Below are 15,409 nucleotides of genomic sequence, written 5' to 3'. Positions count from 1 at the left end.
CATGCCTGCGGAGGGCCTTATTCATGCGGTTATTCGTCGAAGTCGGTGGCGTCTGACGCGCCACGCCATGCATCGATGTCCTTGCGCACGGCTTCCATCTTCTGTTCGGCCAGCATATTGGCGATCTTGCCCGCAAACAGATGCACCGGCGGTTCGGCCACGCTTGCCGCCTGCAGGACCAGCGTCGCCACTTTTTCGGGATCGCCCGCCTGCTTGCCGTCCAACTCGTTGAGATGCAGATCGAGCGAAGCCTGAGCTTCAGTATAATCGTCGATGGAGCGCTCGGCCACGACGAGACTGTCCTTCGACAGGAACCCCGTGCGCACCGGGCCGGGATAGACGACCGTCGCCTTGATGCCCAGTTCTGAAAGTTCGGCGGCAAGGGTTTCGGTCAGACCGGCAAGCGCGAATTTGCTCGCGACATAACTGCCCCATCCGGCATAACCACCCTGAAAGCCGACGATGGATGCCACATTGAAGATATGGCCGCTACGCTGCCTGCGCAGATGCGGCAATGAATGGCGCAGCACATGCAGGGGCGCGAAGACGTTGACGTCGAAATTGCGGCGCAGTTCGGCGTCGCTCAGCGCCTCCACAGCGCCCTGTTGACCATAGCCGGCATTGTTGACCACGCGGTCGATGCGACCGAAACTGGCGATGGTCTTGTCGATGGCGGCTTTCACGCTTGCCTCGCTGACGAGATCGACTTCCAGTGCCAGAAATTGCGCGCTGTCGTCGCCAAATGCCTGCCGCAGGCTTTCGAGCGTGCGCGAGGTGGCGGCCACGCTATCGCCTTTGGCCATGGCCTGCCGTGCCAGAGAAAGGCCGATGCCGCGCGCAGCCCCCGTGATGAACCAGACCTTGTTTTGAGTTTGTTGCTGCATGAATGGATACTCCTGTTGTTTGTTGATTATTGAATGGCCACGCTCATCCCGCCATCGGCCATGACGATGGCACCCACTATGTAGCTTGCGCGGTCCGAGGCGAGGAAAGCGACGACTTCAGCGATTTCCTCAGGGGAAGCAGCGCGACCGATCGGTGCTTTGCGGCCATGTTCGGCAAGATAGGCGCGGCCATCTGGCTGGATTGCATTCGTGATATTGGTCACTGCATCACCTGAGCCGACCGCATTGACGCGGATGCCGTGGCCGATGGCCTCAAGCGCCAACGTGCGGGTGAGTTGCGCCAGCGCGCCCTTGGATGCCGCATAGGCGGCAATGCCGGGAAAGGACTGGAAGCAGGCATAGGAGCCAATATTGACGATTGCCCCGCGTCGGGCAGGCATCATCGCCCGCATGGCTTCACGCGAAAACAAGAAGGCACCAGTCGCGTTGACCGCAAGCACCTGGTTCCACTCATCAAGGCTCATCTCGGCCAAGGGCCGGTTGATGATGATACCGGCATTGTTAACCAGAATATCCAGTTGCCCGAATTCTGAAAGCGCTGTATCCACCGCACGTGCCGCGCTCGCTTCCTGCGCGACGTCCGCAACCAGTGGCACGATGCTGTCGCGGGCGAGGGCCTTGACATTATCGCTACGGCCGACCGCCACGATACGTGCGCCTTGAGCGTGAAGAAGCTCGACTGTCGCAAGGCCGATGCCGCTGGCGGCACCGGTGACGATAGCGACCCTGCCTGCAAAGGGCAGGTCGTGTTGGGGTGATGTTGTCATTGTCTGTGACATGATAGTCCTTGTCGATTGGGATTTGTCGCTCAAAAGGGGCTGGCAGTGGGACGCACGATGATTTCGCTGACATCCACGTCGTCCGGTTGCGAGATCGCATAGGCGATTGCCTGCGCCACCGCCTGCGGGGGCAGGGCAACACGGCGAAATTCCTCCATGGCGGCGCGCGCCGTTTCATCAGTGATGTGATCCGCCAGTTCAGATTGCACGACACCGGGACTGATGACGCTCACCCGAATCTGGTCGGTTTCCTGACGCAGACCATCTGAAATGGCGCGTACTGCAAACTTGCTTGCACAATAGACTGCGGCAGTGGGCGAGACGGCATGCGCGCCGATTGAAGCGATGTTGATGATGTGCCCTTTGCCCTCTGCATGCATGACCGGCAGGACGGCTGCAATGCCGTGCAAGACCCCCTTTATATTGACGTCGATCATGCGGTTCCATTCATCGACTTTTAGCGCCGCCAGAGGGGAAAGCGGCATGACGCCGGCATTGTTGATCAGCACGTCGATTTGCCCATGCCGTTCGCGCGCGAAATCAACCATGCGCTGAAGGCCTTCAAGCCGTGTGACGTCGAGTTCCACGGTGTCAACCTCACAGCCTTCGGCCCGCAATTCTTTCTGCAATACTGCAAGACGTTCGGTGCGACGCGCACCTATGACGAGATGATGGCCCATTCGGGCCAGATGGCGGGCGGTGGCTTCGCCAATGCCGCTGCTGGCACCAGTCAAAAGAATGACTTTGGCATCTGGTGATATATCCATGTTTTTTCCTCCTTTCCCGCGGCAGTCGCATGCGGCACCGCAGAGGGTGTTTGAACGAGAAAGAAGTTAGTTAGGCGGTGCGGAGCGAGCTAGACCGAAGCCTCTTGCATCATTGCCTAAAACTATTTCTTTTGATGCCTATTGCAGATAATATGCGTGTTATTGTATCCATTTTGTATGGATAACCGGCACATAAATACGAGAGAATTCAAGTCGGATACCTCGCGGCAAGCCGAGATGGCGTCGCTGATCCGGCAGCTTGCTCCGCATGAGGGTCATACGAAATCGCTGCTCGATGGCGTGCGCCTGATGCGGGCGGATCATCCGCTGGGCCGCACGCCGGTGCTTTATGAGCCCAGCATCGTGATCGTCTGTCAGGGGCACAAACGCGGCTATCTGGCCAATCAGGTCTATCATTACGATGCACAGCATTATCTGGTGCTTTCCGTCCCGCTGCCTTTCTCGACAGAGACGGAAGCCAGCCCCGAAGAGCCTTTGCTGGCTGTCTCCGTTCGTCTCGACATGACCGCCGTGGCCGATCTGATCATCGAGGTCGATCAACAGGCCACCAGTCCGGCAAGCCCGCCCGCCGGCATCGTTTCCACGCCATTGGACGCCACACTGGCCGATACGACGGTGCGGCTGCTTCGCGCATTGTGTTCGCCGCTGGAAGCAAGGGTGCTGGGGCCTGCCATCGTGCGGGAATTGTGTTTCCGCGTTCTGGTGGGCGGGCAGGGCGGTGCGATCCGGGCCGCCTTGGCAAGCCATGGCAATTTCGGACGCATCGCGCGTGTTCTGCGGCGCATTCATAGCGATTACGCGCAGCAGCTCGATGTGAGCTCGCTGGCAAGTGAAGCAGGCCTTAGCACTCCCGCGTTCCATGCCCATTTCAAGGCGGTTACAGCAACTTCACCCATTCAATATATCAAGTCGGTTCGCCTGCATCAGGCGCGCCTTATGATGATCCGTGACGATGTAACGGCTGCGGGCGCTGCGGCACGGGTCGGCTATGAAAGCGCGTCACAGTTCAACCGCGAGTTCAAACGGCTTTTCGGTCGCAGTCCCGGAGAAGAGGCGCGCGAGATGCGCTCCGCATTCGCGCTTATGGCACCCGCGCAACTGGAAGCCGTAGCGGCTACCCATTGACCGAAAGATTCAGGCAGGCGGCGAAAGTCAATCTATCTCTCCATCAAGGCACTGCCGCAGCAGTCCTGCGGCATATCGCGTGGTGGGAGGTGTTTTCGTGAACAATATCCGGTAGATCACCGGTGCCACGACTCGGTCGAGCAGGGTTTCCGCGTCGGGCGGGGTTGCGCCTTGCCGGACACCGCGAGCAATGATGCTGGCGAGGTTGCGCAGGATACATTCCGTGCATTGGCCCGCACGTTCGGTCGAGCTTCCGGCCAGCGCTTCACGCAGCAATTCGCGTCCGGGGCCGGAACTCATTTCATCGACGAATTGTTCAAGCCAAAGGCCAAGGTCGCTTTGCCAGTTACCGCTATCCGGCGGCAGGGCATCAGCCTGAAACTGCCGCACGGCGACATCGGCCAGCAATTGTGAAAGATCACCCCAACGGCGGTAGATGGTCGAGGGCGTGACGCCTGCGCGGGCCGCGATCATCGGCACGGTGATCTCGGATGCGGCCTTTTCCTGCCGCAGTGTTTCCACGGCTTCCAGAACGGCGGCCTGTATCCGCGCCGCGCGGCCTCCCGGTCGGCTGATTGGGGCAGGGGCTGTATCTGTTTGATCTCTCAAGGACAATTCAAGGTCTTCCACGGTATGGCATGACGCATCAAACGCCACTAACGCAAATAATTTGCTTTAGTGGTCAATTTGCGCTACAAACGCAACAAATTCGCTTTTAGCATGGAATCGCTGACATGACCACCCTTTGTAACGAGACGCGGGGTGGGGCGGAAAGATCATCCGCCCTTGCTTTGCACGGCCTCACCATCATTCTGTTTTTCGCGGCATCGAGCATGACGACGCCGCTCTTTCCGCTTCATCAGGCAAGCTGGGGCATTTCGGCCTTTCTGATCAGCGTGATTTTCGCGGTCTATGTCGGCACGCTGCTCGTCTCGCTGTTGTTTCTGGGGGCTTTATCCAACCATTATGGCCGACGGCCTGTCATCGTGGCGGCGCTCGCGGTGGAATGCGCAGCACTTGTCATGTTCCTCGTTGCGGACGGCGGAAGCTGGCTCGTGGCGGCGCGTCTGGTTCAGGGCTTTGCCACAGGCATCGCGACCACGGCGGTTGCGGCAGCGCTTCTGGATGTCGATCACAAGGCGGGTGCGGTGATCAACAGCTTAGCGCCTATGGTCGGCATGGCATTGGGCGCGATCGGGGCGGGTGTACTGATTCAGTTCGCGCCGTTGCCCTTGCGGCTGGTCTATGCGCTGACCTTGGGGCTTTCCCTGATCCAGATCCTGCGCACCTTGCTTTCAGCGGAGACTTTCCGGAATCGAACCAGCAAAGGCTTGTCCCTGCGGCCAAAGGTCGAGATTCCGACCGAGGTGCGGGGAATGTTTCTCCGCATCATCCCGCTGAATGTCGCCGTCTGGGGATTGGGCGCGCTGTTCCTGTCGCTGTTGCCCGGACTTCTGCATGAAATGGCGACAGGACCGTCGATGGCGTGGCTGAGTGGCGCTGCGGTCGGAATTCTGACTCTGGCGGGTGCAGGTGCCGTCATGCTGTTCCGCGACCGTTCGGCTGCAAGCGCTCGCAACTGGGCCGGGCTGACGATTATTGCCGGAACCGGGATCGTCCTGCTTGGTGCGCTTTTTCACAGCCCTGTCTTGCTTCTGCTTGGTTCACTGCCGACAGGCATCGGCTTTGGCGCCGGGTTCCTTGGCGTATTGCGCGGTCTGGTGGCGCGTGCAAGGCCCGAAGAACGCGCCGGCCTGATCTCGTCCTTCTACATTGCCAGCTATCTGCCGAACGCGCTTCTGGCGATGATCGCCGGATATGCCGCAGGCCAGATTGGTGTTTTCGATACTGTGCTGGGGTTTGGCGCATTCATCATCCTTATGGCGGGTCTATCCCTGACCATAAATGTGAATGAGCCAAATTGAACGGTATGGCGCGGCCTAACTGAAAGAACGCCTCAGTCCCTCTATGAAGCTTCGGGTGCGGATCGAAAGGTGACGCCTGCTGGGATAAATCGCATGGATGGCGACTTCGTTCATTGCGGTTTCCGGCAGGATTTCCACCAGATTGCCGTGCTCGATGTCTTTTTCAATGATGAATGAAGGCAGAAGCGCGATCCCAAGGCCCGCGAGCGCGGCCACACGGATCGCGTCGCCGCTGTCAAAGCGGGCATGGGCACCGCCATGGATCGTGACGGGCTGCCCGTCTTCGCCGGGCAGGCTCCATACCGTTGATGTCGAGCCTAATCCATAGACCAGCCGCTTGTGATGCGCCAGATCGGTGACGCTGGCCGGTATGCCCTGTTTGAGGAGATATTCGGGCGAAGCGTAAATTCCGAGCCGCGCCCGGTCGATCACCTGCGTGATATACTGCCCGTTCGGCGCGACCGACCCGACCCGGATCGCAAGGTCGAACCCTTCCTCGACAAGATCGACCAGCCGGTCGGTGAAGCTCACTTCCACGGCCAGATCGGGTGCGGTTTCGAGATAGGTTGCAAGGTAGGGAATGATTTTCGCCTTCCCGTAGCCTTCGGAGACCGTCAGGCGCAGTGTGCCGTGCGGTCGAAGCTGATTCTGACGAATGCTCGCCCCGGCTTCGGCAAGGTCTTCGAGCAGTTGCAGGCTACGAAAATGCACAGGCGGCCCTCAACGGCTGGATCGAGGCCGCGGGTCCCGTGGTAGAAAAGATTCACGGCACGTCAGAAGCCAGTTGGGCGCAAGTCCGTACTGATTATATGAGCGGTCTTGGCCACCTGTTTCCCGCGCTTAAAGACGTTTCCTATGGAACCGCCACGCTGGATTCCGTGCCGACGATGAGGGCTGTTCCTGAAGGCTCGGAACCTCAACGGGTCTTGCTCTATATCCACGGTGGTGGCTATGTTCATGGCGGTGTCGAGGGCTATCGTGGTCTGACTGGACGATTGGCCAAGGCCTTGAATGCGAAGATCTATGCACCCGATTATCGTCAGGCACCGGAATTTCCGTTTCCAACCCCGATTGATGATGTGTTTGCCGCCTATCGCGCGATTCTCTCATCGGACGTTGATCCGAAAAATCTCGTTCTTGCGGGCGATTCCGCTGGTGGCGCTATGGTCGTCACCATGATGCGCAAGGCCCGCGATGCGGGGATCGCATTGCCTGCGGCAGGTGTCGCCTTTTCGCCCTGGGCCAATCTGACCCATAGCGGGCGGTCAGCCACCGTGCGCGATGGGATCGATCCGCTTTGCAGCGTGGAATTCCTGAACAAGCTAGCGCGCATGTTCCTCGCCGGTGAATTGCCGACACATCCTGATGCCTCTCCAGTCTTCGCCGATGTTCACGATCTGGCGCCGGTGCTGATCCAGATCGGCGAAAACGAGGTCATGCTTAGCGATGCGATCCGTCTTGCGTCCAATCTGGGCGAGGCACGGGTGCGCACGTCGCTCGAAGTCTGGCCGGGCATGTCCATGTCTGGCATCTGCTGGCCGGTCTCCTGCCTGAAGCGGATCAAGCGATCCTCAATGCCGTCCGGTTTCTTGATGATGCGCTAACTTCAAAGGCCCGTACAGGGCTTTAATCCGCGATTGGTGAAACATCTGGTAGCGCTGGCCGTTCGACGGATTAGCTGCGGATTTTGCCGTGCATTCTTCGATACTTGAGCGCCTCGCCCTTGCCGATCAGACAGGTCCAGCGTCTTCAGCGCTTCGATGATCTCGTCATATGAGACGGCCTTATCGGTTCCAGGATAAAGGCGAAGGGTCGGACTGGAATCGATGGCAAAGATGTCAGATGCCCACGACGCAAGAATGGCGCGTTTCTCGTCTATGTCGATATCGTCGGCTGCAAGAACGTCTCGGGGATGACCGAAATGTTGGGCCGGATGATGCAGATGCTCGGCGCTAATTGCTGCTGGTTTCTCCGGAATCGAATTTTGCAATCTTTCCTTTCTCATAGGTTGACCCCCCTTTTGATGCCAAGTGGATGGTTTCGGTTGCATGTGGCGCAGGTCGTTAGTGCGCCTGGTGATCGAACACGCCTCGCGCGGCCTCGACCATTGTTTTTAGATGGCTCGGTTCGCGAACACCTTGCCTGTATAATTCCACAGTGATGGCCGCCATCCGCTCCGCTTCCTCAGTTTCCTTGGTAACTCCAGCTCTCGATCGAATGTCATCGAAAACCCTCTGACAGACAACAAGGTCTCTAGAATAGAGTGGTTGGGGTGAGCGCTTGATTGTAGTCTGAACCATGTTTCATCTCCTCATTGGAGGCTCGCCCCCAGCGGAGGCGAGCCAAAGACAATCGCTTAGAAATCCATGCCGGCGCTAGCCGGCAGGGCTGGAGTGGCTTCCTTTTTGGGCTTCTCCGCGATCATCGCTTCCGTTGTCACCAGAAGACCGGCAACCGAGGCTGCGTCCTGCAGCGCAGTGCGCACAACCTTGACCGGATCGATGACACCCTGAGCATAAAGATCACCATATTCGCCGGTCTGGGCGTTCCAGCCATAGGAGAAGTCGGTTTTTTCACGCAGTTTGCCGACAATGATCGAACCTTCGGCACCGGCATTTTCGGCGATCTGGCGAACAGGTGCTTCAATCGCCCGTCGCACGATCTCGACGCCGACACGCTGATCGTCGTTCGCGATCGGAAGGCCCTCGAGCGCCTTAACGGCACGCAGGAGAGCGACACCGCCACCCGGGAGAATGCCTTCCTCTACCGCGGCGCGGGTCGCATGCAGCGCATCGTCGACGCGGTCCTTTTTCTCCTTCACTTCGACTTCCGTCGAGCCACCGACGCGGATGACGGCAACGCCCCCGGCAAGCTTGGCAAGACGTTCCTGTAGCTTTTCGCGGTCGTAGTCGGAGGTTGTCTCCTCGATCTGAGCCCGAATCTGGGCAACGCGGCCATCGATTTCCGCCTTGGAACCGACGCCATCGATAATGGTGGTGTTCTCCTTCTCGATCGCCACTCTCTTCGCCCGGCCGAGCATGTTGAGGGTGACGTTTTCCAACTTGATGCCGAGGTCTTCCGAGATCACGGTTCCTCCCGTCAGGATGGCGATGTCTTCCAGCATGGCCTTGCGGCGGTCGCCGAAGCCAGGAGCCTTGACGGCAGCGATCTTGAGGCCGCCACGCAGCTTGTTGACGACGAGCGTTGCAAGAGCTTCCCCTTCGACGTCTTCAGCGATGATGACGAGCGGTTTGCCGGACTGGACCACGGCTTCGAGAACCGGCAGCATCGCCTGCAGGTTCGACAACTTCTTCTCATGGATCAGGATATAGGGATCTTCCAGTTCCACCCGCATCTTGTCTTGGTTGGTGACGAAGTAGGGGCTGAGATAGCCGCGATCGAACTGCATGCCTTCGACGACTTCGAGTTCGGTTTCAGCGGTCTTGGCTTCTTCGACCGTTATCACACCTTCGTTGCCGACTTTCTCCATCGCCTCGGCAAGATAACGACCGATCTCCGTATCCCCGTTGGCGGAGATGGTACCAACTTGAGCAATTTCGGAATTGCTGGTGATCTTGCGGGCGTTGGTCTTCAACTCCTTGACAACCGCATCGACGGCGAGATCGATGCCACGCTTCAGGTCCATCGGATTCATGCCGGAGGCGACGGCTTTGGCGCCTTCCTTAACGATGGCCTGGGCAAGCACGGTCGCGGTTGTCGTGCCGTCGCCGGCGAGATCGTTCGTCTTCGATGCCACTTCGCGCAGCATCTGGGCGCCCATGTTCTCGAACTTGTCTTCCAGTTCAATTTCCTTGGCGACGGAAACGCCGTCCTTGGTTATACGAGGGGCACCGAAGGACTTGTCGATCACGACATTGCGGCCCTTTGGACCGAGCGTGACCTTCACGGCATTGGCCAGTACGTCGACTCCCCGCAGCATGCGTTCACGGGCATCGGTGTGGAACTTGACTTCTTTCGCAGCCATTTTCTCTAACTCCTCAATAGGCAGCTATTTGACTGATGGGTTGGATTGACGGGTTATCGCCTCAGGCAGCTTTTTTCTGCTCTGCCTGGGTTTCGATGATGCCCATGACATCGCTTTCCTTCATGATCAGCAGGTCTTCGCCGTTGATCTTGATCTCGGTGCCGGACCATTTGCCGAACAGGATGCGGTCGCCGGCCTTGACGTCGAGCGCCTGGATCTGGCCGGCATCGTTGCGCGCGCCGGGACCTACGGCGATGACTTCGCCTTCCTGCGGCTTTTCCTTGGCGGTGTCGGGAATGATGATGCCGCCCTTGGTCTTTTCTTCGGATTCGACCCGGCGGACGAGAATGCGATCATGAAGCGGTCGGAACGACATGTTTTCCTCCGTTGAGCAAAAATGATGACGTTGTTCCCTCTGGCCGGACCGAATGATCGGTCCAGGCGGGTGCAAAACCTCAAGTCGAGCATTTTGCGCAAAATGATCTGGTTTTGAGATTTTTCGATTTCAAGAGGGAGAAACGAAAAAATTAGCACTCGTCTTCTGATGCTACTAACATACTGGAAAGGAACAATAAACGGCGCGATTGCGTCTAAAAATCCGTTGATGGTCGTGAAATTTTGCGACACACTTCACAGTGTCATGAAACGGAGATGAAGCATGCAATTCTCATCGGATCTGGAACGTCAGCTCAATGGCTACGGCCTCACCACCGCGCACATCCTCTATCGCATTCCTGATTTCGAATCCGTGCTGCAGACCTATGTCTGGCAGGACTACGATCTGGCACCCGATTTTCCTGAGATGCACAGGTTCCTGGATTTCTGGCAGTCCAGGCTTGAAGGCCCGCTCCATTCTGTCCGCTATACGCATCAGTGCTTGATCGGACCGAATGAATGGCGCCGCGTCGAAGGCGAGTTCAAGCTTCACTGAGGTCTTGAACAGAAATTTCCTCTATCCTAGCTCTGTCGTGACCGAGGCTTGATGAGATCGGTCAATATCCCACGTCTGTTCAGAGTGAGACCGGATAGGGAAGAGAAGAGAAGAGAAGATAAAACTCATCAAAGACCTCAGCATCAAGGAACGCGAAGAGGTCTTTGCCGCCGTCGCGCGTGTCCTGCAGGGGGCCGCTTGCGAGGCTTATGTCGAAGGCAGCCGCCATTAGACGCACGCTTTCCCACTTCGATCGGGTGTCTATTGGCATTTGGGAAATCGGGAAGATCGGTGCGTCGGTGGCTTCGGGAACAGATTTGCAGGCGACAGGTCACGTCGTGGTGAGCGATCCGCAAAAAAATCTCTTTTATTGACGAACAAAACATGAACATGTATCTTCGCTCACATGGTGAAAAAGAGCCTTCAGGATAAACTTGCCATCCTATCGGATGCGGCAAAATACGATGCATCTTGTGCGTCAAGCGGTGGCGAGAAGCGCGATGCAAGCAAGGGCGGTGTCGGATCGTCGGGAGGCGCAGGGATTTGCCATGCTTACACTCCGGATGGGCGCTGTATCAGCCTGCTGAAAATTCTTATGACCAACTTCTGCATCTTCGACTGTGCCTATTGCATAAACCGGGTCAGCTCGAACGTGGAACGGGCGCGGTTCTCAGTCGAGGAAGTTGTCTCACTCACGCTGGAATTTTATCGACGCAATTACATCGAGGGCCTGTTCTTGTCCTCGGGCATCATCAAGTCCCCCGACCAGACCATGTCCGATATGGTACGCATCGCGCGGACATTGCGGGAGGGTCACGGCTTCCGCGGCTATATCCATCTCAAGACGATTCCCGATGCAAGTCCGGACTTGATCCGGGAGGCCGGGCTTTGGGCTGATCGGCTATCGATTAATGTCGAATTGCCGGAGGACGCAAGTGTGCGCAAATTCGCTCCGGAAAAACGCCCTGAAACGATCCGTGGTGCGATGGCACAAGTGCGGCTGGAAGGCGAGGCGGCAAAAGATAAGACCCATACCGGGCGTAAGCCGCGCCGGTTTGCACCGGCCGGGCAAAGTACGCAGATGATCATCGGCGCGGATGGGGCAGACGATGTGACCATCCTCAAAATGTCGACACGGCTTTACAGTGGTTACAAGCTGCGACGGGTTTATTATTCAGCATTCTCCCCGATCCCGGACGCCTCCGCAGCTCTGCCCTTGATCCAGCCTCCTCTACTGCGTGAACACCGCCTATATCAGGCAGATTGGCTTTTGCGTTTTTATGGTTTCACTGCCGAGGAAATCGCTACCGGCATGAAGGCTGGTCATCTTGATCTGGAACTGGACCCAAAACTTGCCTGGGCCATACAGCACCGTGGCCTGTTCCCTCTGGATGTAAACCGTGCAAGCCGTGAATTGCTGCTGCGTGTTCCTGGATTTGGCACCCGCACGGTGGATCGCATAATCGTTGCGCGCCAGAACGGCGGTTTAAGATACGAAGATCTGGTGCGGATAGGTGCCAACATGAACAAGGCACGCCCTTTTATCATGACACCTGGCTGGTCGCCGGGGCGGCTCATCGACAACGTCGATTTACGCGCTCGATGTGCACCTCCCGCTGAGCAACTGCGGCTATTATGATCTATTCCGTTAAACTACCCGACGGCGGCACCTTCGATGCGTGGCGTGAGATGGCGCGCATCGCGATATCACATGGTATCGAGCCAAATGATATCGATTGGAGCGGAGCAGACGGATTGTTTGATGGGGCGTCGCTGCCCAATGCGCCTGGTGAGCATAAGGCAAGCGTTACGCAGGGGTTTTTGAAGCTTGCGCATTCGGTTATCTGGCATTCTAATCCGGAACGGTTCGGACTGCTCTATCAGGCGTTGTGGCGGCTTGACCGAAACGCGGGAGAACCTTTAAGCCATGCGGACCCGCTTGGGCGGCGGCTGCATCTCATGGCAAAATCGGTTGGTCGTGATATCCACAAGATGCATGCTTTCGTACGGTTTCGCGAATTACCTGAGACTGGATTGCGTCGTCGCTTTGCTGCTTGGTTTGAGCCGGAGCATAATATAGTCGAGCCGGGTAGTTCCTTTTTCGCAAAGCGTTTCGCGGATATGGACTGGGTGATCGCCACGCCAAGGCTTACAGCTCGATTTGAAGCCGGCAGACTTAGCTACCATCCAGGCGGTTCACGCCCTGACTTATCGGAAGATGCCACCGAAACGCTTTGGGGCACCTATTTCGCGAACATCTTCAATCCGGCACGGGTAAAGTTGAATGCGATGCGCGCGGAAATGCCTAAGAAGTATTGGAAGAACCTACCCGAAACGCGCCTGATTCCAGATATGTTACGAGATGCCGAGTCGCGAGTGGAGCGAATGCGCGCGGCCGCAGAAACGTCACCAGCGGCTGGCGCAGTCGCGATTTCGACCCGTTATCGCGCTGCGATGCCGCAAACGCCCGAGTTCCCTCAGACAATGGTCGAAGCGCGAGCGGCTGCCGGACATTGTCGGCGATGTGGATTATGCGAGGCCGCAACCCAGACTGTTTGGGGTGAGGGGCCCGAAGACGCTGAGCTCATGATTGTAGGAGAACAGCCGGGTGATCGTGAGGATCTGGAAGGTCGACCGTTCGTAGGTCCGGCAGGTCACCTCTTGCGTGAAGCCATGGTTGCAGCAGGAGCAGAAGTCAGGCAGACATGGCTGACCAATGCAGTTAAGCACTTCAAGTTCATGCCGCGTGGCAAGCGCCGCCTGCATCAAAATCCTGACCGGCAGGAAATTCTGCATTGTCGCTGGTGGCTGGGGCTCGAATTGGCTTTCATCCGTCCACGCATGGTGGTTGCGTTGGGGGCCTCTGCGGCGTTCGCTCTGACGGATAACAACGCTCCTCTTACTTCGCGACGCGGTCAGGCTGAAATCGGGTTACATGGTGGACCGGTGCTGATCTCCTGGCATCCATCCTATATCTTGCGGTTAAACGACAGTGTCGCGAGAGAACGTGCAAGGCGTGAATTGATCGAAGATATAATCCAGGCCGCTCGCATGGGCGTATCTGTCTGACCCGTCAATGTTTCAGCTTCGATCAGGAGAGATCAATAAAAGGAAGCCGCCGGCGCGTTTGGTGTTTTAGTTCACTGACAGCAGTGGCCATTGCTGCTCCAATGTCGGCACTTGCCGTAATTCCCTGCACGAAGGGCTGGTCGTGCATCAGATACGGCAGCGCGCCGAACGCAATCTTGCCACATGCAATGTCCGGTACCAGCAGAGTGTAGTCGTCTGAGACCTCCGGAATATCCTCTCCGACCGAAACGAGTTGCCGGCGCAGTGACGGAAACGGCAAATCCTTCGTCTTGAGTGGCTTCTGGCCTCGGGCGTCGATGAACACGTCGAATGTCCGTACTTCCGAGCCGATGGCGATGACGGTGTGATCGTTCCTTACCTCCATGTCGTAATCGTGCCCTAGTTCGAGGACGTCTATCAGGCCGGCCTTGCGCAGCGCCAGTAGCCTGCGGATCGATTCCGACGGGATTGCAGCATAGTTGTCGACGAAGACCTTGCAGAGTCCTGTATCGAACCGCTTGCGGTCCTCTTCATTGAGACGCGGAATAATCTCCTGAACGACCTCGTGCAGCCGAAGGATTGCATAGCGCCAGGGGACGGTATGCTTCTCCCGCTTGTTGCGCTCGACTTCTTTGAGATTGTATTCTGCCCAGCGGAACGCATCGTGGTTTTGGCGGTCGGCAAAGTAGGCATCAGCGAAGCTGTCAGCGTTGAGTTCCGAAAGCGAAACACGCTCGCTCCAGGCCGGATCGGCGTCCTCGATTTCGCGCGCGACCAAGGCAAATATCCTGTCAAGCAAGCCACTGGCACCGCTCTCGATCTCCCTGTTGATCGCCTGCTCCGTGGCAATCTGCAAGGGCTCGTAAGGGATCGGGCAATAAAAATCCGCTTCTGGCAGGATGCCTGAACGGGACATAAGCGTTATCGCCAGACCTTTACTGTCCGGGTCAAGGTCGAAGCGCAGGTTTTCGTCTTCTTCCTCGATAAAGCTTCCATGTTGGGCAACGACCGCCATTGCTGCGTCGATGGCGCTGAGCGATGTCCCCATAATGCCCACTTTACACGCTGGTATCCTGGCTTCGATCAGTCCAGACCAGGGGCTGGGAAAATAACTGCGCGTTGCTTCGTCGCCGTCGGGCCAGACGTGGCCGGTGGCGATGACGACGAGATCGAGGAGTTTCGAATCGAGCTTCCCCTCAGTCCAGAGTTTGACACCATCGGCCGTGGCTTCGATATCCGTGACCTCGCAGGATTCGTGCACTTCGACTTCAAAGTTTTTTCGACGCGCTGCCTCGACAAGAGCCAGAAACTGATCCCGGAAATATTCGCCCAGCAGAATGCGAGGCAGGAATTGTCGATCGTGAAGACCTTCCTTGTCGACCCGGTATCGAGCGAGACGCGTCTCGTCCTGCTTGCGCAGCCAGTCCAGATAGGTCGAGGTAATCGGCGGAATCTCGATGCTGGCGATGTTGGCCAGCATCATCCGGCTGTTCTCATCGTCATTATAAGGCATGCCTACGCCAGCTTCATCTTCCTTCTCGTAGATCGAGATGGACATTGGCTCTGCGAATTTGAGCAGCGAAAAGAAAGTGTAGATCCCGGTCGGACCGGTGCCGACAATAGCAATGTTCTTCATGGGCGATTACCAATTTCTCCACATTCCAATACGCGTGGTAAACGGCCCAGCTGGGCCGGCCCGCTTGTGTTTGCAGTTCGAACATCTCTTCACATCAGTTGTATGCTGCGAGATCAGAGCTTGACGGCATTTTCCCGCGCCCACAACCGGAGCTTGCGGCAGGATGTAACAAATTCCGACGCTCCCTTTTCATTGTCCAGCGAGATTAGTCCCTCATCCATATCGGGTTCAATGCCCGCCTTTGCCAGTAGCGGCATCGCGCCTGC

At 57.5% G+C, this 15,409-nt stretch carries 17 protein-coding genes; 6 read left to right on the top strand and 11 right to left on the bottom strand.

What is annotated here, in order from left to right; genetic code table 11:
• Nucleotides 1-29: 29 nt before the first annotated feature.
• From ACOWVS_RS20705 to ACOWVS_RS20695, 3 genes are read right to left on the bottom strand one after another with little or no spacing between them, the layout of a single operon-like run.
• Nucleotides 30-884 carry an SDR family oxidoreductase gene (locus ACOWVS_RS20705; protein ID WP_006469946.1) on the bottom strand — a complete coding sequence of 285 codons (855 nt, stop codon included), beginning with the start codon at nt 882-884 and terminating at the stop codon, nt 30-32.
• A gap of 26 nt (nt 885-910) precedes the next feature.
• A complete protein-coding gene (locus ACOWVS_RS20700; protein WP_006471520.1) occupies nt 911-1,684 on the bottom strand; it encodes an SDR family NAD(P)-dependent oxidoreductase in 774 nt (257 codons plus the stop codon).
• A gap of 29 nt (nt 1,685-1,713) precedes the next feature.
• Nucleotides 1,714-2,451, bottom strand: a complete 738-nt coding sequence (locus ACOWVS_RS20695) for an SDR family oxidoreductase (protein ID WP_006469948.1) — start codon at nt 2,449-2,451, stop codon at nt 1,714-1,716.
• 237 nt (nt 2,452-2,688) lie between these two features.
• On the opposite strand from ACOWVS_RS20695, the gene ACOWVS_RS20690 reads away from it, so the two are divergent.
• Nucleotides 2,689-3,597, top strand: coding sequence for an AraC family transcriptional regulator (locus ACOWVS_RS20690; RefSeq protein WP_006471521.1), 909 nt, complete (start codon nt 2,689-2,691; stop codon nt 3,595-3,597).
• Nucleotides 3,598-3,624: 27 nt separating this feature from the next.
• Here ACOWVS_RS20690 and ACOWVS_RS20685 read toward each other — a convergent pair whose 3' ends face one another.
• A complete protein-coding gene (locus tag ACOWVS_RS20685; protein ID WP_198510842.1) occupies nt 3,625-4,206 on the bottom strand; it encodes a TetR/AcrR family transcriptional regulator in 582 nt (193 codons plus the stop codon).
• Between the two features lie 125 nt (nt 4,207-4,331).
• On the opposite strand from ACOWVS_RS20685, the gene ACOWVS_RS20680 reads away from it, so the two are divergent.
• On the top strand, nt 4,332-5,522 hold the full coding sequence (locus tag ACOWVS_RS20680; RefSeq protein ID WP_006469951.1) for an MFS transporter: 1,191 nt from the start codon (nt 4,332-4,334) through the stop codon (nt 5,520-5,522).
• A 15-nt stretch (nt 5,523-5,537) separates the two neighbouring features.
• Here ACOWVS_RS20680 and ACOWVS_RS20675 read toward each other — a convergent pair whose 3' ends face one another.
• Entirely contained in the window at nt 5,538-6,233 is a 696-nt protein-coding gene (locus ACOWVS_RS20675; RefSeq protein WP_006469952.1) for a substrate binding domain-containing protein, read from the bottom strand.
• Nucleotides 6,234-6,271: 38 nt separating this feature from the next.
• On the opposite strand from ACOWVS_RS20675, the gene ACOWVS_RS20670 reads away from it, so the two are divergent.
• Nucleotides 6,272-7,126 (top strand): alpha/beta hydrolase, encoded by an 855-nt coding sequence (locus ACOWVS_RS20670; protein WP_006469953.1) that lies wholly within the window; start codon nt 6,272-6,274, stop codon nt 7,124-7,126.
• A gap of 2 nt (nt 7,127-7,128) precedes the next feature.
• On the opposite strand, the gene ACOWVS_RS20665 is transcribed toward ACOWVS_RS20670, so the two are convergent.
• The 4 genes from ACOWVS_RS20665 to groES all read right to left on the bottom strand — a co-directional run bounded on the left by ACOWVS_RS20665 (nt 7,129) and on the right by groES (nt 9,883).
• Nucleotides 7,129-7,527, bottom strand: coding sequence for a hypothetical protein (locus ACOWVS_RS20665; RefSeq protein ID WP_006471525.1), 399 nt, complete (start codon nt 7,525-7,527; stop codon nt 7,129-7,131).
• Nucleotides 7,528-7,585: 58 nt separating this feature from the next.
• Nucleotides 7,586-7,822 (bottom strand): hypothetical protein, encoded by a 237-nt coding sequence (locus ACOWVS_RS20660; protein WP_006469955.1) that lies wholly within the window; start codon nt 7,820-7,822, stop codon nt 7,586-7,588.
• A 56-nt stretch (nt 7,823-7,878) separates the two neighbouring features.
• Nucleotides 7,879-9,507 carry a chaperonin GroEL gene (groL, locus tag ACOWVS_RS20655; protein WP_006469956.1) on the bottom strand — a complete coding sequence of 543 codons (1,629 nt, stop codon included), beginning with the start codon at nt 9,505-9,507 and terminating at the stop codon, nt 7,879-7,881.
• A 61-nt stretch (nt 9,508-9,568) separates the two neighbouring features.
• On the bottom strand, nt 9,569-9,883 hold the full coding sequence (gene groES / locus ACOWVS_RS20650; protein ID WP_006471526.1) for a co-chaperone GroES: 315 nt from the start codon (nt 9,881-9,883) through the stop codon (nt 9,569-9,571).
• A 282-nt stretch (nt 9,884-10,165) separates the two neighbouring features.
• Here groES and ACOWVS_RS20645 point away from each other — a divergent pair, with 282 nt between their 5' ends.
• Nucleotides 10,166-10,438, top strand: a complete 273-nt coding sequence (locus tag ACOWVS_RS20645) for an usg protein (RefSeq protein WP_006469958.1) — start codon at nt 10,166-10,168, stop codon at nt 10,436-10,438.
• Nucleotides 10,439-10,517: 79 nt separating this feature from the next.
• On the opposite strand, the gene ACOWVS_RS20640 is transcribed toward ACOWVS_RS20645, so the two are convergent.
• The gene (locus ACOWVS_RS20640) at nt 10,518-10,667 is read right to left on the bottom strand and encodes a hypothetical protein (RefSeq protein WP_022569095.1); all 150 of its coding nucleotides are present in this window, start codon (nt 10,665-10,667) and stop codon (nt 10,518-10,520) included.
• A gap of 180 nt (nt 10,668-10,847) precedes the next feature.
• Here ACOWVS_RS20640 and ACOWVS_RS20635 point away from each other — a divergent pair, with 180 nt between their 5' ends.
• Together ACOWVS_RS20635 and ACOWVS_RS20630 are read left to right on the top strand one after the other, a co-directional pair.
• Nucleotides 10,848-12,077, top strand: coding sequence for a putative DNA modification/repair radical SAM protein (locus ACOWVS_RS20635; RefSeq protein ID WP_006471527.1), 1,230 nt, complete (start codon nt 10,848-10,850; stop codon nt 12,075-12,077).
• Entirely contained in the window at nt 12,074-13,507 is a 1,434-nt protein-coding gene (locus ACOWVS_RS20630) for a UdgX family uracil-DNA binding protein (RefSeq protein WP_075042216.1), read from the top strand. Before ACOWVS_RS20635 ends, ACOWVS_RS20630 begins: the two co-directional genes overlap by 4 nt.
• A gap of 22 nt (nt 13,508-13,529) precedes the next feature.
• On the opposite strand, the gene ACOWVS_RS20625 is transcribed toward ACOWVS_RS20630, so the two are convergent.
• Nucleotides 13,530-15,143 carry an FAD-NAD(P)-binding protein gene (locus tag ACOWVS_RS20625; RefSeq protein ID WP_006469962.1) on the bottom strand — a complete coding sequence of 538 codons (1,614 nt, stop codon included), beginning with the start codon at nt 15,141-15,143 and terminating at the stop codon, nt 13,530-13,532.
• Nucleotides 15,144-15,409 lie beyond the last annotated feature (266 nt).

It is taken from the genome of Brucella sp. IR068, assembly GCF_049065885.1.
Lineage (GTDB): Bacteria > Pseudomonadota > Alphaproteobacteria > Rhizobiales > Rhizobiaceae > Brucella > Brucella intermedia.
The sequence above is the reverse complement of the archived record's forward strand: the minus strand, read 5'-3'. Positions and strand labels throughout refer to the sequence as shown.